We start from the raw sequence: 21,848 nt of genomic DNA, 5'->3' as shown, positions 1-21,848 counted from the left end.
GGGTTCTGCCGTGGCGCGAGCGTCGCGCGCCGCCGGCGGTGCCTGCACGACGACCCGCCCGCGGCAGCGCTCGTGGCTGCGCCGCGATGGGGCGGTCGTGGAGGTGTCGGGCACCCGGGAGGCGGTCGCGGAGGCTCCGCGACCTCCGTCAGGTGCGGGAGACCGTCGGCTTCTCGGCGTCGGTGCCGGAAGCAGGGGTGGTGGTGTCGTCGGAGTCGGACTCGACGTCCTCGAATTCTACCGCAGCCGGGGCGGGCGTCCACTCGCGACCCGGCCGGTAGGCCGAGGGCTCGGCGCCCGGGTGCTCGCGCTTCTGGATCACCACGAGGACCAGGCCGATGACCACGGCGATGAGCGCGGCCCAGACGTTGGTGCGGATGCCCCAGAAGAACTCGCTCGGGTCGATCCGGATGGACTCGAACCAGACGCGGCCGATCCCGTACCAGATCAGGTAGGCGGCGAAGACGGTGCCCCACTGCAGCTTGAGACGGCGCTCGAGCAGGAGGATGACCGCGATGCCGACGACGTTCCAGAGGATCTCGTAGAGGAAGGTCGGGTGGAAGAGCGTGCCCGCCGGGAGGCCGACGGGGAAGGCCGGGTTGGTGGTCTCGATCTCGAGGCCCCAGGGCAGGGTCGTGGGCAGGCCGAAGAGCTCGTGGTTGAACCAGTTGCCCAGACGCCCGAGCGCCTGCGCGGCGAGCATGCCGGGGGCGAGGGCGTCGGCGAAGGTCCAGAACCGCACTCCTGTCCAGCGGCAGCCGATGAACGCGCCGACCGCGCCTCCGATCAGCCCGCCGAAGATGGCGTTGCCGCCGTTCCAGATGCGGACGACCTCCCACGGGTCGGCGCCGTCGTAGAAGTAGTCGCCGGGGTGGGTGAGCACGTGGTAGGCGCGGGCGCCGACGATGCCGAGCGGCACAGCCCAGATGATGATGTCGAGCACGACCCACGGCTCCGCGCCGCGGCGCTTGAGCCGCTGGTTCGTCATGATCGTCGCCACGATGATCCCCGCGAGGATGCAGAGCGCGTAGGTGTGGATCGCGAGCGTGAAGGTGCCGATCGTGAGGTCGTACTGACTCCACGCGTCGGGGGGGCTCGGAATGCTCAGCGGTACGGACACCGGTACTCGACCTTTCGAAGGAGGGGGTCCCCCGGGCACGGCTCGGCCGCGCCCCGGTGGGCATCCCGATTGTAGCGGGAGGGTGTCAGCGCGCGGAGCGCAGGCGGGTGCCCTCGGCGAGGCCGCGGGAGGTCTCGGCGACCGCGTCGACCCCGCCGGACGCCAGCGCCCGCACCAGGGCGGATCCGACGATGGCGCCGTCCGCGTAGGCGAGGATCTCGGCGACCTGCTCGCCGGTCGAGATGCCCAGGCCGACGCACGCGCTCTCGGAGCCGGCGGCGCGGAGGCGGTCGACCAGGGTGCGGGCCGCGGAGTCGACGTCGGTGCGCGCGCCGGTGATGCCCATCGTCGAGACCGCGTAGACGAATCCACGGCTCGAGTCGACGGCCTGGCGCAGGCGCGTGTCCGTCGAGGACGGCGCCGCGAGGAACACGCGGTCGAGTCCGAGCCGCTCGGAGACGGCGAGCCACTCGGCGCCCTCGTCCGGGATCAGGTCGGGCGTGATGAGGCCGGACCCGCCGGCCTCGGCCAGATCGGTGGCGAAGCGCTCGACCCCGTACTGCAGGACGGGGTTGTAGTAGGTCATCACCAGGACCGGCACGTCGACGCGCGCCCGGATCTCGCGGACGGCCTCGAAGCCGTGGCGGAGGCGGAAGCCGCCCGCGATGGCGGCCTGGGTCGCCTCCTGGATGACGGGTCCGTCCATCACCGGATCGGAGTAGGGCAGACCGAGCTCGATCGCGTCGACGCCGTTCTCGGCCATGGCCACGGCGGCGTCGATGCTGGTCGGCAGGTCGGGGAAGCCGACGGGGAGGTAGCCGATCAGGGCGCCCGCCGCCTCCTCGTTCCGGCGCCGGACGGTCTCGGCGACGCTCGGTCCGCGGCCGCTCACGACTGCACCGCGCCCTGGTCCATGAGGCCGAAGTAGTGCGCAGCGGTCGTCATGTCCTTGTCGCCGCGGCCCGAGAGGTTGACCAGGATGGTGGCCTCGGGGCCGAGCTCGCGCCCGAGCTCCAGCGTGCCGGCCAGCGCGTGCGCGGACTCGATCGCCGGGATGATCCCCTCGGTGCGGCTGAGCAGCATGAGCGCGTCCATCGCGGCCGAGTCGGTGACCGCGCGGTAGTCGGCGCGGCCGATGCTCGAGAGCCACGCGTGCTCCGGGCCGATGCCCGGGTAGTCGAGGCCGGCCGAGATCGAGTGCGACTCGACGGTCTGGCCGTCCTCGTCCTGGAGGAGGAAACTGCGGGCGCCGTGCAGGACGCCGGGGCGGCCCTTGCTGATGGTCGCCGCGTGGCGGGGGGTCTCGATCCCGTCGCCGCCGGCCTCGAAGCCGACGAGGCGGACCTCGGGGTCGTCGAGGAAGGCGTGGAAGATCCCCATCGCGTTGGAGCCGCCGCCGACGCAGGCGGTGACCGCGGTGGGCAGCGAGCCGGTGAGCTCGAGGACCTGCTCGCGCGCCTCCTCGCCGATGATCTTCTGGAAGTCGCGGACGAGGGCCGGGAACGGGTGCGGGCCGGCGACGGTGCCGAAGATGTAGTTCGTGGTGCCCACGTTCGTCACCCAGTCGCGCATCGCGTCGTTGATCGCGTCCTTGAGGGTGCGCGAGCCGGTCGTCACGGGGATCACCTCGGCGCCGAGCAGGCGCATGCGGGCGACGTTGAGGGCCTGGCGCTCGGTGTCGACCTCGCCCATGTAGACCACGCAGTCGAGGCCGAACAGGGCGGCGGCCGTGGCGGTCGCGACGCCGTGCTGGCCCGCTCCCGTCTCGGCGATGACGCGGGTCTTGCCGATCCGCTTGGTGAGCAGCGCCTGGCCCAGCACGTTGTTGATCTTGTGCGAGCCGGTGTGGTTGAGGTCCTCGCGCTTGAGGATGATCCGCGCACCGCCGGCGTGCTCGGCGAACCGCGGCACCTCGGTGATGATCGACGGACGACCGGTGTAGCTGCGGTGCAGCTCCATCAGCTCGGCCGCGAACGCGGGGTCGACCTTCGTGCGCTCGTACTCGGCGCTCAGCTCGTCGAGGGCCTCGACGAGGGACTCGGGGACGTAGCGTCCGCCGAACTCGCCGAAGTAGGGGCCGAGTTCATCCCGGAGTGCCATGGGGGTACCGCCTATCGGAGTGGTCAGTGCGCCAGGAAGCCGGCGAGGGTGGAGACGGGGTCGCCGCCGGTGACGAGAGCCTCGCCCACGAGGACGACGTCGGCTCCGGAGCCGCGGTAGTGCGCGACGTCGTCGGCGGTGAGGACGGCCGACTCGGCCACCTTCACCGCGTCGTCGGGGAAGCGCTCGGAGAGGCGGCCGAAGAGGTCGCGGTCGAGCTGGAACGTGGAGAGGTCGCGGGCGTTCACGCCGATGAGCCGCGCGCCGAGGTCGGCGGCCCGCTCGAGCTCGTCGGCCGAGTGCGTCTCGACGAGCGGGGTCATCCCCAGCTCGAGGACGAGGGCGTGCAGCTCGGCGAGCAGGGGCTGCTCGAGCGCGGCGACGATGAGGAGGACCAGGTCGGCTCCGGCCGCGCGGGCCTCGAGGACCTGGTACGGCTCGGCGACGAAGTCCTTGCGCAGGACGGGGATCGACACGCGCTCGCGGACCGCCTCGAGGTCCGCGAGGGACCCCTTGAAGCGGCGCTCCTCGGTGAGGACGCTGATCGCGCTCGCTCCCCCGAGCTCGTACTGTCCGGCCAGCTCGGCGGGGACGGGGATGTCGGCGAGGGCTCCGCGCGACGGGCTGGCGCGCTTCACCTCGGCGATGATCCTGACGCGCTCGGCGGGGGCCAGAGCGGCCAGGGCGTCGAGGGCGGGCGCCTGGGCGAGCGCGCGGCGCTCGACGGCTTCGAGCGGGGCGCTCTCGCGGCGCCGGGCCGCGTCGGCCAGGGCGCCGGCGGTGAGGTCGGCGAGCACCTAGGCGCGCGCCTTCGGGTTCGCCTTCGCGCCGTTGACGCCGTAGCCCGCCTTGGCCATGCCCATGCCCACGAGCAGACCCACCACGACCAGGCCGGCCGAGAGCCAGACCACCAGGGGCACGTCGAACCAGAACGCGATCGTGCCGATCGTGAATCCGACCAGCATGATGACGACGGCCGTCCACGCTGCGGGCGAGTGGCCGTGGTTGTCGTCGTCGTGCTCGGTGCTCATGGGTCTCCTCCTGGGGGTGCAACGGGACCAGAGCAGTCTAGCGTGAGGCGCCTGAGCGCCCGGCCCCGGACTCGCCTGCGCAGCCGCCTGCAGGAGGCGGGGATGCCGGACCGCCGGACACGACCGCGGCCGGTGTCAGCGGCCCGAGGTGGGGTCGTCGCCGCGCGAGAGCTCGTCCCACGAGACGACCGGGTCGATGTCGCCGTCGTCCGTCTGCACGGTCGACGCGCCGTGGCCGTAGCCGTCGGCGGGCTCGAAGCGGGAGGCGCGCTTCCGCGCCGCTCCCGGCCAGCGGCGCGAGGTCGCGAGGACGCCGATCCCGAGCAGCGCGGTGAGCACGCCGCAGACCAGGGCGACGACGGGCCAGGCCGTCGCGGAGGACGAGGCCACGAGCGCGGCGACGGACTGCTCCCCCGCGATGGCGGTCGCCTCCGTGACCAGCGAGGCGCCGGCGCGCACGGGGTCGCCCAGTGCCGTCGCGGCCGCGAGCACCACCGAGGCGCCGAGGACGGCCTGGAGCAGACCGAGCACGATCCGGAAGACGGGGCCGGCGATGGCGAGGGCCGCGGCGAGGGCGAGGCCTGCGAGCGCCAGGGCGGAGAGCGCGGGCGCGGCGACGGTCCCGGCCACGTCGATCCGCTGGCCCTCCCCCTCGATCGCGGCCAGGGTCAGCGTGGACCAGGTCTGGGTGGAGGAGGTCAGCTCGAGCGCGGCGAGGAGCACGACCCCGAGGATCGCCGTGTACTTCAGCCGCCGTCCGCTCATGCTCACTCCGCCGGGCCGAGGCCGGTGAACGGCACGAGGGGGTCGACGTCGAAGCAGGCGTGCTCGCCCGTGTGGCAGGCTGCGCCGATCTGCTCGACCTGGACCAGCAGAGTGTCGGCGTCGCAGTCGAGGGCGGCACCCCGCACGTACTGCGCGTGCCCGGACGTGTCGCCCTTGCGCCAGTACTCCTGGCGCGAGCGCGACCAGAAGGTGACGCGGCCCTCGGTGAGGGTCCGCCGGAGCGCCTCGCGGTCCATCCAGCCCATCATGAGCACCTCGCGGGTGTCGTGCTGCTGGATGATCGCGGGCAGGAGCCCGGTCGGATCGAAGGCGGCGCGGTCCAGGACGGCGTCGAGCTCGGCGGGGGTCATCGGATCTCGATCCCGGAGGCGGCGAGCGCGCGCTTGACGTCGCCGATCGTCAGCTCGCGATTGTGGAAGACGGAGGCGGCGAGCACGGCGTCGGCCCCCGCGTCGACGGCCGGAGCGAAGTGCTCGACGGCGCCGGCGCCTCCGGAGGCGATGACGGGCACGGAGCTCAGCTCGCGCATCGCGGCGATCAGCTCGAGGTCGAAGCCCTGCTTGGTGCCGTCGGCGTCGATGGAGTTGACCAGCAGCTCCCCGGCGCCGCGCTCGACGGCCTCGGCCGCCCAGGCCAGGGCGTCGAGCTCGGTCTCGCGGCGTCCGCCGTGAGTGGTGACGACGAAGCCGGACGCCGTGGCGTCGCTCCGCTTGACGTCGAGCGAGAGCGCGAGCACCTGCGCGCCGAAGACGTCGGCGATCTCGCCGAGGAGCTCGGGCCGGGCGATCGCGGCGGAGTTGACGCCCACCTTGTCGGCGCCGTGCGCGAGCAGTCGCGAGACGTCCTCGGCGCTGCGCACGCCTCCGCCGACCGTGAGCGGGATGAAGACCTGCTCGGCGGTCGCCCGCACCACGTCGTAGGTGGTCGAGCGGTCGTCGACCGTGGCGGTGACGTCGAGGAAGGTCAACTCGTCGGCGCCCTGCTCGAAGTAGAGGCGGGCGAGCTCGACGGGGTCGCCCGCATCGCGCAGGTTCTGGAAGTTGACGCCCTTCACGACGCGGCCGGCGGCGACGTCGAGGCAGGGGATGACGCGGACGGCGAGACTCATCGGCTCCCCCTCTACAGGCGCGCGGCGTGGATGGAGGTGACCAGGATCGCGCGGGCGCCCAGGTCGTACAGGCGGTCCATCACCTGGTTCATGTCCGAGCGCGGCACCATCACGCGGACGGCCACCCACTCGGCGTCGTGCAGCGGCGAGACCGTCGGCGACTCGAAGCCCGGGGCGATCGCCGTGGCGCTCTCCAGGAGCGCGACGGGGCAGTCGTAGTCGAGCAGCACGTACTCGCGGGCGACCAGCACGCCCTGCAGGCGGCGCAGCAGCACCGGGATGCCCTCGGGCTCCCCCGCGGCGGAGACCAGGACGGCGGTCGAGTCCAGGATGACCGGCCCGAAGATCTCGAGGCCGGCCTTGCGGAGCGTGGTGCCGGTCTCGACGACATCGGCGATGACGTCGGCGACGCCGAGCTGGATCGCGGACTCGACCGCGCCGTCGAGGCGGATCAGCGTCACCTCGACGCCGTGCTCCCGGAGGAAGCGGCCCACGAGGCCCGGGTAGCTGGTCGCCACGCGGAGGCCGTCGATCTGCGCGAGCTCGTCGTAGCGGCCTGCGGGCCCGGCGAAGCGGAAGGTGGAGTTCGCGAAGCCGAGGCTCGCGATCTCGCGCGCCTCGGAGCCGGAGTCGATCAGGAGGTCGCGGCCGGTCACCCCGACGTCGAGAGCGCCGGAGCCGACGTAGGTGGCGATGTCGCGCGGGCGCAGGTAGAAGAACTCGACCCCGTTGCGCTCGTCGACGACGTGCAGCTCCTTCGGGTCGCGGCGGCCGGTGTAGCCGGCCTCCGCGAGCATCTGACCGGCGGTCTCCGAGAGGGAGCCCTTGTTGGGGACGGCGACGCGCAGGAGCGCCGGGGCGGGGGTGGTGGTCACGGGACGTCCTTCATGACTCGACGGCTGTTCAGGGGGCGGCACGGCTCCTCGGGGAGCGTGCGGGCGCGACGGCGCGGAGCGGAGGCGCACCCCGGCGAGCGGGGCGGGGCTCACAGATGCCGGTAGACGTCGGCCGTCGTCAGTCCCTTGGCGAGCATGAGCACCTGCAGGTGGTAGAGCAGCTGCGAGATCTCCTCGGCGGTGCGCTCGTCGCCCTCGTACTCGGCGGCCATCCACACCTCGGCGGCCTCCTCGACGATCTTCTTGCCGATGAAGTGCACGCCGGCGTCGAGCTCGCGGACGGTGCCCGAACCCTCGGGACGGGCGGCGGCCTTCTCGCCCAGCTCAGCGAAGAGGTCGTCGAAAGTTTTCACCGGGGAAGTCTATACGGCGGCCGGGCGCGGGCCGCCTCAGTGCCGGTGCAGGTGAGCGGTCGCCGTCTCGCGCAGCGATGCGATCGCGGCCTCCGGGTCGTCCGCACCGAAGACCGCGGAGCCCGCGACGAAGGTGTCGGCTCCCGCCTCCGCTGCGATCTCGATCGTGCCGGGAGCGATCCCGCCGTCGACCTGGAGCCAGACGTCGAGCCCGGTGCGGTCCACCACGTTCCGGAGGGTGCGCAGCTTGGGCATCGTCTCCTCCATGAAGGACTGGCCCCCGAAGCCGGGCTCGACCGTCATCACGAGGACCTGGTCGAACTCGGGCAGGAGGTCGAGGTAGTCGTCCACCATCGTGCCCGGCTTGAGCGCGATTCCCGCTCGTGAGCCGATCTCGCGCAGGCGCCGCGCGAGGGCCACGGCGTCGCGCGCGGCCTCGGCGTGGAAGGTCACGGAGTAGGCGCCGGTCTCGGCGTAGTCGGGGGCCCACCGGTCGGGGTCCTCGATCATCAGGTGCAGGTCGAGCGGCCGGGGCGAGACGTCCTGGAGGCGCTGGACCATGGTCAGCCCGAAGGTGAGGTTCGGCACGAAGTGGTTGTCCATCACGTCGACGTGCACGAGGTCGGCTCCGGCGATGCGCTGCAGCTCGGCCTCGAAGTTCACGAAGTCGGCGGAGAGGATGCTGGGGTTGATCCGTGCGGGCATGCCTCCAGCCTAGATCGGAGCGTCCTCCGCGTCCGCCCGGCCGAGCGCGTTCCCGCTCCGGAGGGTTCAGGCGTCTCCGGACGCCGCCTCGAGGGGCCGGCGGCGGAGGAGCTGCACGAACATGGCGTCGGTGCCGTGCCGGTGCGGCCAGAGCTGCACGTGGAGGGTGCCCTCCGGCAGCGGGAGCGGGTCCGCCGTCAGCGCGCGCAGCACGGCCGGCGTGTCGACGAGCTCGAGCTCGTGCCGCTCCTGCGCGAGGGCGAGCACGCGCCGGGTCTCGCCGAGGTGCGGCGAGCAGGTCACGTAGGCCAGCAGGCCGTCGGGAGCGAGAGCCCTCACCGCGGAGTCGAGCAGCTCGCCCTGGAGGGCGGCCAGCGGCTCCACGTCGGCCGCGGACTTGCGCCAGCGCGCCTCGGGCCGACGCCGCAGCGCACCGAGACCGGTGCACGGCGCGTCGAGGAGGATGCGGTCGAACGATCCCGGCTGCTCGTCGCCCAGGTCGCGCCCGTCGCCGGTGCGCACCTCGACCGACGGGTCGACGGCGGCCAGCGCCTGCCGCACCAGGCCCGCGCGGCCCGGAACCACCTCGTTGGCGAGCAGCGCCGCCCCGCCTGCGCGCGCCTCCGCCGCGAGCAGCGCCGCCTTGCCGCCGGGTCCCGCGCACAGGTCGAGCCAGCGCTCGCCCGGGCGGACCGGCCGTGCCCGGGAGAGCGCCAGAGCGGCGAGCTGGGAGCCCTCGTCCTGCACGCGCACGCGGCCCTCGTGCACCGCGGGGAACGCCTCCGGGTCGCCGCCGGTGCTGGTCATGCCGACCGGCGAGAACCGGTCGGTTTCGGCGTCGGCGATCTCGCCGCGAGACGCCAGGCCCGGCAGAGCCACAAGGTTCACCCGCGGAGCCGCGTTGTCGGCGGCGAGCAGCGCGTCGAGCTCGTCGGCCGCCCCCTCCGCCGCCAGCGCCCGTCGCAGGGCGCGCACGATCCACACGGGGTGGGAGCTCAGCGCGGCGATCCGGTCGTCGCCGGAGACCGCGGCCGCGGAGACCCGCTCGCGCCACTCGCCGGCGCCCGAGCGCGAGACCGCGCGCAGCACGGCGTTGGCGAAGGCCACCGCTCCCCGCGAGGAGCCGGCCGCGACGAGCGCGACGCTCTCGTTCACCGCGGCGTGCGGGGCCACGCGGGTCGCGAGCAGCTGGTGCACGCCCAGGCGCAGCGCGTCGAGCACCGGCGCATCGATGCTCTCGACGGACCGGCCGGCCGCGAGGGCGATCACGCGGTCGTAGTAGCCGGACATCCGCAGAGTGCCGTAGCAGAGCTCGGTGGCCAGTCCCGCGTCGGCGGGCGAGAGGCCGGCGGCGCTGATCCGCGCGGGCAGGACCAGGTTGGCGTAGGCGTCCGACCCGCTCACCGCGAGCAGGACGTCGTAGGCGACCCGCCGGGCGGGAGCGGCCTCGCGACGGGCGCTCACGCGAGCACCGTGCTCTCGCGCAGGCCGCGGGCCCAGGCGGCGCCGGCCATCGGGGTCCTGCCGGCGGGCTGGACGGTGACCAGCTCGACCGCTCCGTCCGCGGTGCCGACGAGGGCGCGCCCCGAGTCGAGGCGGACGACGCCGGGAGCGAGGTCCCCCTCGGCCGCGCGGACCGCGAGCACCTTGAGGCGCGCGTTCCCCACCGCGGTCGAGGCTCCGGGCTCGGGAGTCGTTCCGCGCACGAGCGCGAGGACCCGCCCGGTCGGGAGGCTCCAGTCGATCCGGCCGTCGGCGGCGTCGAGCTTGGGAGCGGGGGTCGCCTCTCCGGCCTGCGGAGTCGCGACGGCCGTGCCCTCCTCCAGCGCGCCGACCACGCCGAGGGTGAGGCCGGCGCCGCTCGCGGCCAGCTCCGTCAGCAGCTCGCCCGCGGTGTGCTCCCCCGCGTCGACGGCGAGCTCGGCGTACACGTCACCGGCGTCGAGCTCGGCGACCAGCTGGAAGACGCTCGCGCCGATCCGCGTGTCGCCCGCCATCAGCGCCCGCTGGACGGGAGCCGCCCCGCGCCAGCGCGGCAGCAGGGAGAAGTGCAGGTTGATCCAGCCCAGGCGCGGCACCGCCAGCAGGCGCTGCCGGACGAGGCCGCCGTAGGCCACGATCACGCCGAGGTCGGGGGCGAGCTCCGCGATCCGGTCGGTCACGTCCTCGTCGAGGCGGTTCGCCCGGATCACCGGGATCCCCAGCTCCTCGGCCACGACGGCGACCGGCGAGGGGGTGAGCACGCGCTTGCGTCCCACCGGGGCGTCCTCCCGGGTGACCACGGCCACGACCTCGTGCGCGGAGGCGGCGAGGTCGCGGAGGGTCGGAACGGCGGCGGCGGGCGTGCCGGCGAAGACGAGGCGCACGGGGGTCTCCTGGGGAGTCAGAGGATGTCGGGGTCGTCGAGACGGACCCGGAGCCGGGGGGCCGGCCGGAAGCGGCCGGGCGTGGTCGGCGGGCGACGACGGCGCGTGGCGTTGCGGATCACGGCGGAGCGGAGGCGCGCGGCCACATCCGCACCGCGAGCGTAGTCGAACCGGACGATCGCCCGGACGGAGCCGTCCTCGAGCCCGACAGGACCGAGGACCTCGTGCCGGTCGTCCTCGTCGAGCGCGTCGAGCGCCTCCTCCACCGCGTGCGCGTCGCCGCTCACCGTGGCCAGGCGCACCGCGGGCGGGAAGCGCAGAGCGCGCCGCTCCTGGAGCTCGGCCCGGAGGTACTCGGCCTGCCGCCAGGTCGCCAGGGCGGTCGCGAGCCGGCCGCCGACCCCGACCAGGAGGACCGGCGCGCCCGGGCGGGCCAGCGCCGCGGCGTTCGACCAGGTGCGGAGCGCGTCGTCGGCGACCCGCAGGCTCTCGCGGGCCAGCATCCGCTCGCCGTCCAGCAGCAGGACGGCGTGGTAGCCGCCGTCGGCCCGCGGCTCCGCCCCGCGCGTGGCCACGACGAGCGCGGGCTCGTCGGGGAGGGTGAGCACGGGGCGCTGCCCGTCGGCGACGATCACCTTGGCACCCGGGAAGGCGCGTCCGAGCTCCTCCGCGGTGCGGCCCGCGCCGAGGGAGACGAGGCGCAGAGCCGTCGCCTCGCAGACGGAGCAGGTCCAGTCGGCCGCGATCAGGCCGCACCAGCCGCAGCTCGGCCGCCCGCCCTCGGAGTGCACGCCGAGCGGACCCTGGCAGCGGTTGCAGCGTGCGACGGTCCGGCAACGGGCGCAGGCGACCACCGGCGCGTAGCCGGGGCGCGCGACCTGGACGAGCACGGGACCGGAGTCGAGGGCCTTCCGCGCCTCCCGCCAGGCGGAGGAGGGGATGCGCGCTGCCGCGTCGTGCTCGTCGGCCGCCCACTGCTGGGCGGTCGGCACGACGTGCGGGCGGCGGCTCGGCCGCGGCTCCACCTCGGTCGCGAAGCCGATCTCGACGAGCCGCTCGACCTCGACCGTGCGCGTGTTGCCGAGCAGGACGAGGCCGGCGCCGCTCTGCTCCTGCCGCACCAGGGCGACGTCGCGGGCGTGCGCGTAGGGCGCGAGCGGCTCGGCGAAGAGCGGATCGCCGTCGTCCCAGAGCGCGATCAGGCCGAGGGCGGAGGAGGGCGCGTAGAGGACGGAGCGGTTGCCGACGACGACCCGCGGCCCGGGATCGAGGCAGCGGACGAAGGCGGAGTAGCGCTCGGCGCCCTTCTGCCGCGCATCGAGGCGCACCACCGCCTCCGCGGGGACGAGGGCGGCGAGAGCGAGCTCCAGCTGCTCCTGGTCGCGGTAGTCGGGGACGGCCAGGATCGCGTCGCGGCCCGCGGCGAGCGTGTCCCGGGCGAGCTCGGCGAGCGTGACGGCCCAGCCGCCGACCCACGCGCCCGAGTCGAGCCTCACGGGAGCCGGCACGGCGCCGACCGCCAGCCGGGCCCCCTCGGCGAGTCCCGCGAAGGAGGCGTCGGGGTAGCCCGTCACGCCGCCCGCCTCGACCGCGCGCGCCGCAGGAGCGGGACCCGCGGCGAGTCGCGCCTTCTCGACGCGGACGTGGCGGCGCGGCACGGCCAGGCGCAGCACGTCGCTCGCGCCCCCGGAGGCGCGGTCGGCCACCCGGCGGGCGAGGGCCCAGACCTCCGGGGTCAGTACGACGAGCGGCGAGACCAGCTCCTCGATGCCGCTGAGCGCTCCGGCGTGCTCGGTCCCCTCCCCCGTCTCGACGACGAACGCGTCGGCGATCCGGCCTCCGGTCCGCAACGGCACCCGCACGCGCACGCCGGGGACCACCTCGCCGCGCAGCGCCTCCGGCACCGCGTAGTCCAAGAGCCGGTCGAGCTGCGGGAGGGGCGAGTCCAGGAGCACGCGCGCGACGGCTCCGCTCGTCGCCATCGCCGCCGCGCCCGCTACGAGAGGCCCGCGGCGGAGCGCAGGTCGTCGACCCGGTCGAGGCGCTCCCAGGTGAAGTCGGGGAGCTCCCGGCCGAAGTGGCCGTAAGCCGCGGTCTGCGCGTAGATCGGGCGGAGCAGGTCGAGTGCGTGGATGATCGCGGCCGGGCGCAGGTCGAAGACCGAGCGGATCGCCTCGGTGATCGTCTCGTCGGAGACGGTGCCGGTGCCGAAGGTCTCGACGTAGAGGCCGACCGGGGCCGCCTTGCCGATGGCGTAGGCGACCTGCACCTCCAGCCGCGAGGCGAGCCCCGCGGCGACCGCGTTCTTGGCGACCCACCGCATGGCGTAGGCGGCCGAGCGGTCCACCTTCGACGGGTCCTTGCCCGAGAACGCGCCGCCGCCGTGGCGGGACGCTCCGCCGTAGGTGTCGACGATGATCTTGCGGCCGGTGAGCCCGGCGTCGCCCTGAGGCCCGCCGATCTCGAAGCGGCCGGTCGGGTTGATCAGCAGGCGCACGGCGGAGGAGTCGAGGTCGACCGTCTCGAGCACGGGGCGGATGACGTGCGCCGCGATGTCCGCGTGGATCGTCTCGGTGCTGACGTGCTCGGCGTGCTGGGTGGACAGGACGACGGTGTCGATGGTGGACGGCGTCGTGCCGTCGTAGCCGATGGTGACCTGGGTCTTGCCGTCGGGCCGGAGGTAGTCGAGCTCGCCCGACTTGCGGACGGCGGCCAGGCGCTCGGCGAGGCGGTGCGAGAGCCAGCTCGGCAGCGGCATGTACTCGGGGGTCTCGTCGGTCGCGAAGCCGAACATCAGACCCTGGTCGCCCGCGCCCTGGCGGTCGAAGGCGTCCTCGCCCGCCTCGGAGGAGCGGACCTCGAGCGCCGTGTCGACGCCCGCCGCGATCTCGGGCGACTGCTGGCCGATCGAGACCGAGACGCCGCAGGAGCGGCCGTCGAAGCCCTTCTCCGAGGAGTCGTAGCCGATCTCGACGATCGTGTCGCGCACGATCTTGGGGATCTCGACGTAGCCGCTCGTGGAGACCTCGCCCGCGACGTGCACGAGCCCCGTCGTGACCAGCGTCTCGACGGCGACCCGGCTGTGCGGGTCCTCGCGGAGCAGGGCGTCGAGGATGCGGTCCGAGATCTGGTCGCAGATCTTGTCCGGGTGGCCCTCGGTGACGGACTCGGAGGTGAACAGGCGGAGGGGACCGGAGGTCATGCTTCTCTTCTCGTCCCGGCTCGTGCGGACCGGGGTCGTTCGTACCGGGAGTGGCCTGGCGGGCGCGATGCCGGGCGGCAGGCGATCGGCGCCTGGGCGGGCGGACCGGCGGGGCTAGCGCACGACCGCGTCGAGGACGCGATCGGCCACCTCCGCCTTGCTGCCCGAGGCCTCGCCAACTATATCGCCGGCCCGATCGAGGACCACGACGGCGTTGCTGTCGCTCTGGAAGCCCTCGGCCCAGCCCACCCTGTTGAGGACGAGCAGGTCGCAGCCCTTGCGGGCGATCTTGGCGCGGCCGAGGGCGAGCATCGCGTCCCGGTCCGGCTCGGTCTCCGCGGCGAAGCCGACGACGATCTGCCCCTCCCGCCGGGAGGCGGAGATCTCGGCGAGGACGTCCGGGTTCTTGACGAGCTCGAGGACGAGACGGTCGCCCTGCTGCTCCTTCTTGATCTTCGCGTCGGCGACCGCGGCGGGCCGGTAGTCGGCGACGGCCGCGGCCATGATCACGACGTCCGCGCCGGGGGCCGCGGCGAGGGCGGCCTCGCGCAGCTCGAGCGCGGTGCCCACCGGGAGGACCGTGACGCCCTCCGGCGCCGGCACGTCGAGGTTCGCGGCGAGGAGGGTGACCTCCGCGCCCCGGGCCGCAGCGGCCAGCGCGAGCGCGACGCCCTGCCTGCCGCTGGAGCGGTTGCCGACGAAGCGCACCGGGTCGAGGGGCTCGCGGGTGCCGCCGGCGGTCACGAGGACGCGCACGCCCGCGAGGTCGCGGCGGGCGGAGGCGGAGCGGGCGTGGACGGCGAGGGCCTCCGCCACGATCGTCTCGGGCTCCTCCATGCGGCCGGGGCCCGAGTCGGCGCCGGTGAGGCGGCCGACCGCGGGGCCGACGACGTGCACGCCGCGGGAGCGGAGCACCGCCGTGTTCGCGACGGTGGCGGCGTTCGCCCACATCTCGGTGTGCATCGCGGGGGCGACCACGAGCGGGGCGGTGCTCGCGAGCACCGTGTTGCCGAGCAGGTCGTCGGCGAGGCCGGCGGCGAGCTTGGCGAGCGTGTGCGCCGTCGCGGGCGCGATCACGATGAGGTCGGCGGCCTGGCCGATGGCCACGTGCCGGACCTCGGCGACGCCCTCGTAGAGCTCGGTGTGCACCGGGTTCCGCGAGATGGCCTCGAGGGTGGGCTTGCCGACGAAGCGCAGCGCGGCCTCGGTCGCGACGACGTGCACGTCGTGCTCCGCGAGGACCAGCGCGCGGACGACTCCGACGGCCTTGTACGCGGCGATGCCGCCGGTGATGCCGACGACGACGTTGAGCCGTCGGCCGGCCTCGAGAGAGGAGCCCACCCGGAGGGGACTACTCGGCGAGGGGCTTGGCGACGAGCTTGTCCTCGTTGATCTCGTGCAGTGCGACCGAGAGGGGCTTGTCGTCGATGGTGGAGTCGACCAGCGGGCCGACGTTGTCGAACAGGCTGCCCTCGTGGAGGTCGGCGTAGTAGTCGTTGATCTGGCGGGCGCGCTTGGAGGCGAAGATCACCAGGGCGTACTTGGAGTCGACCTTCGAGAGGAGCTCGTCGATGGGCGGGTCGATGATGCCGAGGTTGTTGGCCATGGGTGTCTCCTTGCAGGCGCATCAGCGCCGATCTGCGGCTCCGGAGCAACACGGCGCGCGGGCTCCGAGGGGCGTGTGCCCGGTGGGACCCGGGGCGTCGGCCCGGAGGTGGTCGGTGGCCCGGTGTCAGCGGCCCGGGTCAGCGGGCGCGCCGTCGGCACGAGGCGACATCAATTCTACGACCTCGCGGGCCGCTTCGGGCACGGTGCTGTTGACGACGGCGAAATCGAACTCGTCCTGCGCGGCCAGCTCCACCTTCGCGGTGGCCAGACGGCGCTCCTGCTCCTCCGCGCTCTCGGTGCCGCGGCCGACCAGCCGGCGGACCAGCTCGTCCCAGGTCGGCGGCAGGAGGAAGACCAGCCGCGCGTCCGGCATCCGCTCGCGCACCTGGCGGGCACCCTGGATGTCGATCTCGAGCATCACCTGCCGGCCCTGCTCCAGCGCGGCGTCGATGGGGCCGCGGGGCGTGCCGTAGCGGTGAGCGTTGTGGACGACGGCGTACTCGAGGAACTCCCCCGCCGCGACCATCCGGTCGAACTCGGCGTCGTCGACGAAGTAGTAGCTGACGCCGTCCACCTCGCCCGGACGCGGGGCCCGGGTGGTGGCCGAGACCGAGAGCAGGACGTCCGGGTAGTTCTCGCGGATGTAGGTCGACACGGTGCCCTTGCCGACCGCGGTCGGACCGGCGAGGACGAGCAGGCGGTTGCGGCCGGGGCGGCGCTGCCGCGACTCCCGCTCCTCCAGGAACGACGACAGGCCCTCGACCTGGCGCCGGCCGAGCCCGCCGAGGCGCTTCGACTCGGCGATCCGCAGCTGGTCCATCACCCGGGGCGTCTTCACCACGCCGAGTGCGGGCACGGCGCGGAGCAGCTCGCTGACGCGCATCCGCCCCTCGACCCCGAACGGCTCGGCCTGGGCCGCCGCGAGCACGGCGGTCGCGGGGCGGCGTCCGGCGGCGACGGCCTTCTTGACGGCGGCGCGGGCACGGCGCGCCGCGATCGCGGCCTCGGAGGCGGCGCGCCGGTCGACCTCGGGCGGCGAGGGACGGCGCACGGCCTCCGGGCGCGAGGAGGCGCCGGGATCGGGGCTGACGGTTTCAGCGGACAAGGGTCTCCTGGATGTCGGTCGCGCGGCGGGTGATCTCGGCCGCGATCCCCGAGGGGCCGGCGCCGAGCACGCTCCGCGACTCGCTGACGATGGTGGCGGCGCTCAGCGCGCCGAACAGCCGCTGCGCGTCCGCGACGGCCGCGCCCTGGTGGCCGAAGCCGGGCGCGAGCACCGGGAGTGCGGGGTGCAGCGGCTCGTCGATGCCGATGCCGAAGTCGCCCAGGGCGACCGTGGCGCCGAGCACCACGCCGACCGAGCCGATCGACGCGCGAGCGTGAGCGTCGTTCCAGGATGCCACGTCCGCCACGACCGCGCGTGCCACGGTGGATCCCGCCCGGCCGCCGTCCTGCACGAGGGCGCGCTGCACGGGACGGGCCTCGGGGTTGGAGGTGGCTGCGAGGACGAACACGCCCTTGCCCGCCTCCTCGGCGAGGGTCAGCATCCCCTCGAGGGAGCCGAGCCCCTGGTAGGCCGCGGCGGTCATGGCGTCCGCCTCGAGCGGCGAGCCCGGCCGGAGCCACGCCTCGGCGTAGGCGGTGACGCTCGTGCCGATGTCGCCGCGCTTGACGTCGGCGATCACCAGCAGTCCGGCCTCGCGGGCGTCGGCGAGCACGCGCTCGAGCGCGGCGTAGCCCGCCGCGCCGTGCCGCTCGAAGAAGGCGATCTGCGGCTTGACGACGCCCACACGGCCGGCCGCCGCCTCGACGACCGTTCGGCCGAAGCTCTCGAGCCCGGCCGCGTCGTCGGCGAGGCCCCACGCGTCGAGCAGGTACGCGTGCGGGTCGATCCCGACGCAGAGCCGGCCGTGCGCGGCGAACGCCGCCTCGAGGCGCGAGCCGAAGGAGGCGGTGCCCGCCGCGCCGCCGCTCACGCGGTGCGCTCCGCGCGGCGCAGGGCGTAGTCCTGCAGGCTCGTCACCTCGAAGGGCTCGTTCGCCGCGTCGAGCGAGGCGACCGCGGCCGCGAGCTGGGCGATCGTGGTGAACAGCGGCTTGTCCGCGGCGACCGCGGCGGCGCGGATCTCGTAGCCGTCGGCGCGGGTCGCTCCTCCGCTGGGCGTGTTGATCACCACGTCGACCTCGTCGCGGGCGATCAGCTCGACGATGGAGGGCGCGTCGCCCTCGGCGGTCTCGCTGTACTTGCGGACCACGCGGGCCTGGATCCCGTTGCGGTTCAGCACCTCGGCCGTGCCCTCGGTCGCGAGGATGTCGAAGCCGAGCTGGCGCAGGCGTAGCGCGGGCAGGACGATCGAGCGCTTGTCGCGGTCGGCGACCGAGATGAAGACGGTCCCGCTCGCCGGCATGCCGCCGTAAGCGGCGTCCTGGCTCTTCGCGAAGGCGCGCGGGAAGTCGCGGTCGATCCCCATGACCTCGCCGGTGGAGCGCATCTCGGGCCCGAGCAGCGAGTCGACGATCTGGCCCTCCTTGGTACGGAAGCGCTTGAACGGCAGGACCGCCTCCTTCACCGCGATGGGAGAGTCCATCGGGACGTCGGAGCCGTCGCGCTCGGGCAGCAGGCCCTCGGCCTTCAGCGCGGCGATGGTCTCACCCACCATCAGGCGCGACGCGGCCTTCGCGAGCGGGATGCCCAGCGCCTTCGACACGAACGGCACGGTGCGCGAGGCCCGGGGGTTCGCCTCGAGCACGTAGAGCACGCCCTGGCCGATCGCGAACTGGACGTTCAGCAGTCCCCGGACGCCGACGCCCTGCGCGATCGCGAGGGTCGCCTCCCGCACCTGGTCGATCTGCCGGCGGCCGAGCGTCACCGGCGGGAGCGTGCACGCCGAGTCGCCGGAGTGGATGCCGGCCTCCTCGATGTGCTCCATCACTCCTCCGATGTAGAGCTGCTCGCCGTCGAAGAGCGCGTCGACGTCGATCTCGATCGCGTCGTCGAGGAAGCGGTCCACCAGCAGCGGGTGCGCCTCGTCGATGATCCCCTCGCCGGCCATCCGCTCGAAGTAGTCCTCGAGCTGGGGCGTGCCGTAGACGATCTCCATGCCGCGCCCGCCGAGGACGAACGACGGACGGACGAGGACCGGGTAGCCGATCTCCACCGCGACCTCGCGGGCGCCGTCGAGGTCGGTCGCGGTGCCGTTGCGCGGAGCGAGAAGCCCCGCCTCGTCGAGGATCCGCGAGAACGCGCCGCGCTCCTCCGCGAGGTCGATGTTCGCGGGGGTGGTGCCGAGGATGGGCACGCCGGCCGCCTCGAGGCCCGCGGCGAGCCCGAGCGCCGTCTGGCCGCCCAGCTGCACGACGACGCCGACGAGCTCGCCGGACTGCGACTCCGCGTGGATGACCTCGAGCACGTCCTCGAGAGTCAGCGGCTCGAAGTAGAGGCGGTCCGAGGTGTCGTAGTCGGTCGAGACCGTCTCGGGGTTGCAGTTGATCATGATCGTCTCGAAGCCCGCGTCCGAGAGCGCGAACGAGGCGTGCACGCAGGAGTAGTCGAACTCGACCCCCTGGCCGATGCGGTTGGGGCCGGAGCCCAGGATGACGACCTTGCGGCGGTCGGCGGCGACGACCTCCGTCTCCTCGTCGTACGAGGAGTAGTGGTACGGCGTGAGCGCCGGGAACTCGCCCGCGCAGGTGTCGACGGTCTTGTAGACCGGGCGCACGTCCAGCGCGTAGCGGGTGCGGCGGACCTCCGCCTCGTCGAGCCCGCGGAGCTCGGCGATCTGCGCGTCCGAGAAGCCGTGGTCCTTCGCCAGGCGGAGGAGTCCGGCGTCGAGGCCGTCGTGCTCGCGCACCAGGTCGGCGATCTCGTTGATCAGCACGATCTGGTCGAGGAACCAGGGGTCGATCTTCGTGGACTCGAACGCCTGCTCGACCGTGGCTCCCAGGCGCAGCGCCTGCTGCACGGTGACGATGCGGCCGTCGGTCGGGGTCCTCGCGATCTCGAGGAGCTCCTCGACCGAGCGCTCCTGCGCGCCCCAGTGGAACGACGAGCCGCGCTTCTCGAGCGAGCGGAGCGCCTTCTGCAGCGCCTGCGCGTAGTTGCGGCCGATCGCCATCGCCTCGCCCACCGACTTCATGGTCGTGGTCAGCGTCTTGTCGGCGGCCGGGAACTTCTCGAACGCGAACCGCGGGACCTTCACGACCACGTAGTCCAGAGTCGGCTCGAAGCTCGCCGGCGTCACCTTGGTGATGTCGTTCGGGATCTCGTCCAGGCGGTAGCCGATGGCGAGCTTCGCGGCGATCTTGGCGATCGGGAAGCCGGTCGCCTTGGAGGCGAGGGCGGAGGAGCGGGAGACGCGCGGGTTCATCTCGATCACGATGATCCGGCCGTCCGCCGGGTCGATCGCGAACTGGATGTTGCAGCCGCCGGTGTCCACGCCCACGTCGCGGATGATCCGGATGCCGATGTCGCGCAGCTTCTGGTACTCGCGGTCGGTGAGGGTCAGCGCCGGTGCGACGGTGATCGAGTCGCCCGTGTGCACGCCGACGGGGTCGACGTTCTCGATCGAGCAGACGACGACCGTGTTGTCGGCCGTGTCGCGCATGAGCTCGAGCTCGTACTCCTTCCAGCCGAGGATCGACTCCTCCAGGAGAACCTCGGTGGTGGGGCTCTGGTGCAGGCCGTCGCCGACCATCCGCACCAGCTCCTCGCGGGTGTAGGCGAAGCCGGAGCCCAGGCCGCCCATGGTGAACGACGGGCGGATGACGAGGGGGTAGCCCAGGTCCTCGGCGTACTCGATCGCCTCGTCGACGGTGTGCGCGATGTAGGACTTCGCGACGTCGGCGCCCGCGTCCAGCACCAGCTGCTTGAAGATCTGGCGGTCCTCACCGCGGTTGATCGCCTCGAAGCTCGCGCCGATGAGCTCGACGCCGTACTTCTCGAGGATCCCGAGGTCGTGCAGCTGGATGGCCGCGTTCAGGGCCGTCTGCCCGCCGAGGGTCGGCAGGATCGCGTCCGGCTTCTCCTTGGCGATGATCGCCTCGATCGCCTTGGGCGTGATCGGCTCCACGTAGGTGGCGTCGGCGAAGTCGGGATCGGTCATGATCGTCGCCGGGTTGGAGTTGACGAGGATCACGCGCACCCCCTCGGCGCGCAGCACGCGGCAGGCCTGGGTGCCGGAGTAGTCGAACTCGACGGCCTGTCCGATGACGATCGGGCCGGAGCCGATGACCAGGACGCTCTGGATGTCTTCCCTGCGCGGCATTACTTCTGCTCTCCGATGCTGCTGGTCGTGGGGATGTCGGTGGGCTCCGAGGCCGCGCGCCCGGCCGTGCGCTGCACGACCATCTCGCGGAAGCGGTCGAAGAGGTGGTTGGAGTCGTGCGGGCCGGCCGCCGCCTCCGGGTGGTACTGCACCGAGAAGGCGGGGATGTCGAGGCAGCGCAGGCCCTCCACGACCGAGTCGTTGAGGGAGTAGTGGCTGACCTCGACGCGGCCGAAGCCCTCGGGCGAGTCCAGCTCGCCCTCGATCGGCGCGTCCACGGCGAACCCGTGGTTCTGGGAGGTGATCTCCACGCGGCCGGTGAGCTTGTCGAGCACGGGCTGGTTGATCCCGCGGTGGCCGAACGGGAGCTTGTAGGTGCCGAAGCCGAGAGCGCGCCCCAGCAGCTGGTTGCCGAAGCAGATGCCGAAGAACGGCAGGTCGGCGCGCAGGGTGGTGCGCAGCAGCTCGACGTGGCGGTCCGAGGCCTCGGGGTCGCCGGGGCCGTTGGAGAAGAAGAGCGCGGACGGGTCGAGCGCGAGCACCTGCTCGGCGGTCACCGACTCGGGCAGCACGTGGACGTCGAAGCCGCGCTCCGCGAGGTAGTTGACCGTCGAGGTCTTCACCCCCAGGTCGATGACCGCGACCGAGCCGACGCGCTCGCCGCGGGCAGGCACCGTGTACTGCTCGTCGGTCGAGACCGAGGAGGAGAGGTTGAGCCCCTGCATCTGCCGGCCGCCGAGGACCAGCGCGAGCTGCTCCTCCTCGGGGAGGGCGAGGTCCTCGCCGGAGAACACGCCGGCGCGCATCGAGCCGGCCGAGCGGATGTGGCGGGTGATCGCCCGGGTGTCGACGCCGGAGATCCCGACGATGCCGTCGGTCTCCAGGTCGTCGCCGAGGGAGCGCTGCGCGCGGAAGTTGGAGACGACGCGGGAGGGGTCGCGGACGACGTAGCCGGCGACCCAGATGCGGCGCGACTCCATGTCCTCGTCGTTGGTCCCGGTGTTGCCGATGTGGGGCGCGGTCTGCACGACGATCTGGCCGGCGTAGCTCGGGTCGGTCAGCGTCTCCTGGTAGCCGGTCATGCCGGTGGCGAAGACGATCTCGCCCAGGGTGCGGCCTCGGGCGCCGTAGGCCTGTCCCCGGAATCGTCGTCCGTCCTCGAGGACGAGGACGGCGGTGGGTTCGGTGCTGAGGCGTGTCGTTGGCACGGACTAGGAGCCCACCGACATCCCCACGACCAGCAGCATCGGAGAGCAGAAGTAATGCCGCGCAGGGAAGACATCCAGAGCGTCCTGGTCATCGGCTCCGGC

The 21,848-nt window shown here is 73.4% G+C and carries 21 protein-coding genes; all 21 read right to left on the bottom strand.

Annotated elements, in window-relative coordinates; all coding sequences use genetic code 11:
* Positions 1-148: 148 nt before the first annotated feature.
* The 21 genes from lgt to carA all read right to left on the bottom strand — a co-directional run bounded on the left by lgt (position 149) and on the right by carA (position 21,746).
* Positions 149-1,120, bottom strand: coding sequence for a prolipoprotein diacylglyceryl transferase (gene lgt / locus C5C44_RS07350; RefSeq protein ID WP_258059820.1), 972 nt, complete (start codon positions 1,118-1,120; stop codon positions 149-151).
* 85 nt (positions 1,121-1,205) lie between these two features.
* Entirely contained in the window at positions 1,206-2,012 is an 807-nt protein-coding gene (trpA, locus tag C5C44_RS07345) for a tryptophan synthase subunit alpha (RefSeq protein WP_104232657.1), read from the bottom strand.
* The gene (gene trpB / locus C5C44_RS07340; RefSeq protein WP_104225310.1) at positions 2,009-3,220 is read right to left on the bottom strand and encodes a tryptophan synthase subunit beta; all 1,212 of its coding nucleotides are present in this window, start codon (positions 3,218-3,220) and stop codon (positions 2,009-2,011) included. Before trpB ends, trpA begins: the two co-directional genes overlap by 4 nt.
* Before the next feature lie 23 nt (positions 3,221-3,243).
* Positions 3,244-4,017 carry an indole-3-glycerol phosphate synthase TrpC gene (gene trpC, locus C5C44_RS07335; RefSeq protein WP_104221862.1) on the bottom strand — a complete coding sequence of 258 codons (774 nt, stop codon included), beginning with the start codon at positions 4,015-4,017 and terminating at the stop codon, positions 3,244-3,246.
* Positions 4,018-4,251 carry a DUF6704 family protein gene (locus C5C44_RS07330; protein ID WP_104221860.1) on the bottom strand — a complete coding sequence of 78 codons (234 nt, stop codon included), beginning with the start codon at positions 4,249-4,251 and terminating at the stop codon, positions 4,018-4,020.
* 135 nt (positions 4,252-4,386) lie between these two features.
* On the bottom strand, positions 4,387-5,016 hold the full coding sequence (locus tag C5C44_RS07325) for a Trp biosynthesis-associated membrane protein (protein ID WP_104313190.1): 630 nt from the start codon (positions 5,014-5,016) through the stop codon (positions 4,387-4,389).
* 2 nt (positions 5,017-5,018) lie between these two features.
* Positions 5,019-5,387 carry a phosphoribosyl-AMP cyclohydrolase gene (hisI, locus tag C5C44_RS07320; protein WP_104221855.1) on the bottom strand — a complete coding sequence of 123 codons (369 nt, stop codon included), beginning with the start codon at positions 5,385-5,387 and terminating at the stop codon, positions 5,019-5,021.
* Entirely contained in the window at positions 5,384-6,145 is a 762-nt protein-coding gene (hisF, locus tag C5C44_RS07315) for an imidazole glycerol phosphate synthase subunit HisF (RefSeq protein WP_104335609.1), read from the bottom strand. The genes hisI and hisF overlap by 4 nt, the downstream gene beginning before the upstream one ends.
* Positions 6,146-6,156: 11 nt before the next feature.
* The gene (gene hisG / locus C5C44_RS07310) at positions 6,157-7,020 is read right to left on the bottom strand and encodes an ATP phosphoribosyltransferase (protein WP_104221851.1); all 864 of its coding nucleotides are present in this window, start codon (positions 7,018-7,020) and stop codon (positions 6,157-6,159) included.
* A gap of 110 nt (positions 7,021-7,130) precedes the next feature.
* Entirely contained in the window at positions 7,131-7,394 is a 264-nt protein-coding gene (locus tag C5C44_RS07305; RefSeq protein WP_055791842.1) for a phosphoribosyl-ATP diphosphatase, read from the bottom strand.
* A 36-nt stretch (positions 7,395-7,430) separates the two neighbouring features.
* Positions 7,431-8,099 (bottom strand): ribulose-phosphate 3-epimerase, encoded by a 669-nt coding sequence (gene rpe, locus C5C44_RS07300; RefSeq protein ID WP_104313188.1) that lies wholly within the window; start codon positions 8,097-8,099, stop codon positions 7,431-7,433.
* Positions 8,100-8,165: 66 nt separating this feature from the next.
* Entirely contained in the window at positions 8,166-9,563 is a 1,398-nt protein-coding gene (locus tag C5C44_RS07295) for an RsmB/NOP family class I SAM-dependent RNA methyltransferase (RefSeq protein WP_104335608.1), read from the bottom strand.
* The gene (locus C5C44_RS07290; protein ID WP_104335607.1) at positions 9,560-10,465 is read right to left on the bottom strand and encodes a methionyl-tRNA formyltransferase; all 906 of its coding nucleotides are present in this window, start codon (positions 10,463-10,465) and stop codon (positions 9,560-9,562) included. The genes C5C44_RS07295 and C5C44_RS07290 overlap by 4 nt, the downstream gene beginning before the upstream one ends.
* Before the next feature lie 17 nt (positions 10,466-10,482).
* Positions 10,483-12,447 carry a hypothetical protein gene (locus C5C44_RS07285; protein WP_104335606.1) on the bottom strand — a complete coding sequence of 655 codons (1,965 nt, stop codon included), beginning with the start codon at positions 12,445-12,447 and terminating at the stop codon, positions 10,483-10,485.
* Positions 12,448-12,461: 14 nt separating this feature from the next.
* Positions 12,462-13,667 carry a methionine adenosyltransferase gene (gene metK, locus C5C44_RS07280; RefSeq protein WP_104221839.1) on the bottom strand — a complete coding sequence of 402 codons (1,206 nt, stop codon included), beginning with the start codon at positions 13,665-13,667 and terminating at the stop codon, positions 12,462-12,464.
* A gap of 114 nt (positions 13,668-13,781) precedes the next feature.
* Complete coding sequence (gene coaBC / locus C5C44_RS07275; RefSeq protein ID WP_104237507.1) at positions 13,782-15,008, bottom strand: bifunctional phosphopantothenoylcysteine decarboxylase/phosphopantothenate--cysteine ligase CoaBC; 1,227 nt, start codon at positions 15,006-15,008, stop codon at positions 13,782-13,784.
* Between the two features lie 10 nt (positions 15,009-15,018).
* Positions 15,019-15,273 carry a DNA-directed RNA polymerase subunit omega gene (gene rpoZ, locus C5C44_RS07270; protein WP_104221835.1) on the bottom strand — a complete coding sequence of 85 codons (255 nt, stop codon included), beginning with the start codon at positions 15,271-15,273 and terminating at the stop codon, positions 15,019-15,021.
* A 126-nt stretch (positions 15,274-15,399) separates the two neighbouring features.
* Positions 15,400-16,326, bottom strand: a complete 927-nt coding sequence (gene gmk / locus C5C44_RS07265) for a guanylate kinase (protein ID WP_181132768.1) — start codon at positions 16,324-16,326, stop codon at positions 15,400-15,402.
* A 43-nt stretch (positions 16,327-16,369) separates the two neighbouring features.
* On the bottom strand, positions 16,370-17,251 hold the full coding sequence (pyrF, locus tag C5C44_RS07260) for an orotidine-5'-phosphate decarboxylase (protein ID WP_104221831.1): 882 nt from the start codon (positions 17,249-17,251) through the stop codon (positions 16,370-16,372).
* A complete protein-coding gene (gene carB / locus C5C44_RS07255) occupies positions 17,248-20,538 on the bottom strand; it encodes a carbamoyl-phosphate synthase large subunit (protein WP_104221829.1) in 3,291 nt (1,096 codons plus the stop codon). Before carB ends, pyrF begins: the two co-directional genes overlap by 4 nt.
* Entirely contained in the window at positions 20,538-21,746 is a 1,209-nt protein-coding gene (gene carA / locus C5C44_RS07250) for a glutamine-hydrolyzing carbamoyl-phosphate synthase small subunit (protein ID WP_104335604.1), read from the bottom strand. Before carA ends, carB begins: the two co-directional genes overlap by 1 nt.
* Between the last annotated feature and the right edge of the window lie 102 nt (positions 21,747-21,848).

The organism is Rathayibacter sp. AY1F6 (assembly GCF_002932035.1).
Classification (GTDB): Bacteria; Actinomycetota; Actinomycetes; order Actinomycetales; family Microbacteriaceae; genus Rathayibacter.
This window is presented reverse-complemented; position numbering and strand designations above follow the sequence as displayed.

What these genes read in the sequence shown, in the direction of transcription:
- hisF (WP_104335609.1), bottom strand. Translation starts at nt 6,145, where the DNA reads ATGAGTCTCGCCGTCCGCGTCATCCCCTGCCTCGACGTCGCCGCCGGC.
- metK (WP_104221839.1), bottom strand. Translation starts at nt 13,667, where the DNA reads ATGACCTCCGGTCCCCTCCGCCTGTTCACCTCCGAGTCCGTCACCGAG.
- rpoZ (WP_104221835.1), bottom strand. Translation starts at nt 15,273, where the DNA reads ATGGCCAACAACCTCGGCATCATCGACCCGCCCATCGACGAGCTCCTC.
- carB (WP_104221829.1), bottom strand. Translation starts at nt 20,538, where the DNA reads ATGCCGCGCAGGGAAGACATCCAGAGCGTCCTGGTCATCGGCTCCGGC.
- hisI (WP_104221855.1), bottom strand. Translation starts at nt 5,387, where the DNA reads ATGACCCCCGCCGAGCTCGACGCCGTCCTGGACCGCGCCGCCTTCGAT.
- C5C44_RS07285 (WP_104335606.1), bottom strand. Translation starts at nt 12,447, where the DNA reads ATGGCGACGAGCGGAGCCGTCGCGCGCGTGCTCCTGGACTCGCCCCTC.
- rpe (WP_104313188.1), bottom strand. Translation starts at nt 8,099, where the DNA reads ATGCCCGCACGGATCAACCCCAGCATCCTCTCCGCCGACTTCGTGAAC.
- C5C44_RS07325 (WP_104313190.1), bottom strand. Translation starts at nt 5,016, where the DNA reads ATGAGCGGACGGCGGCTGAAGTACACGGCGATCCTCGGGGTCGTGCTC.
- trpB (WP_104225310.1), bottom strand. Translation starts at nt 3,220, where the DNA reads ATGGCACTCCGGGATGAACTCGGCCCCTACTTCGGCGAGTTCGGCGGA.
- C5C44_RS07330 (WP_104221860.1), bottom strand. Translation starts at nt 4,251, where the DNA reads ATGAGCACCGAGCACGACGACGACAACCACGGCCACTCGCCCGCAGCG.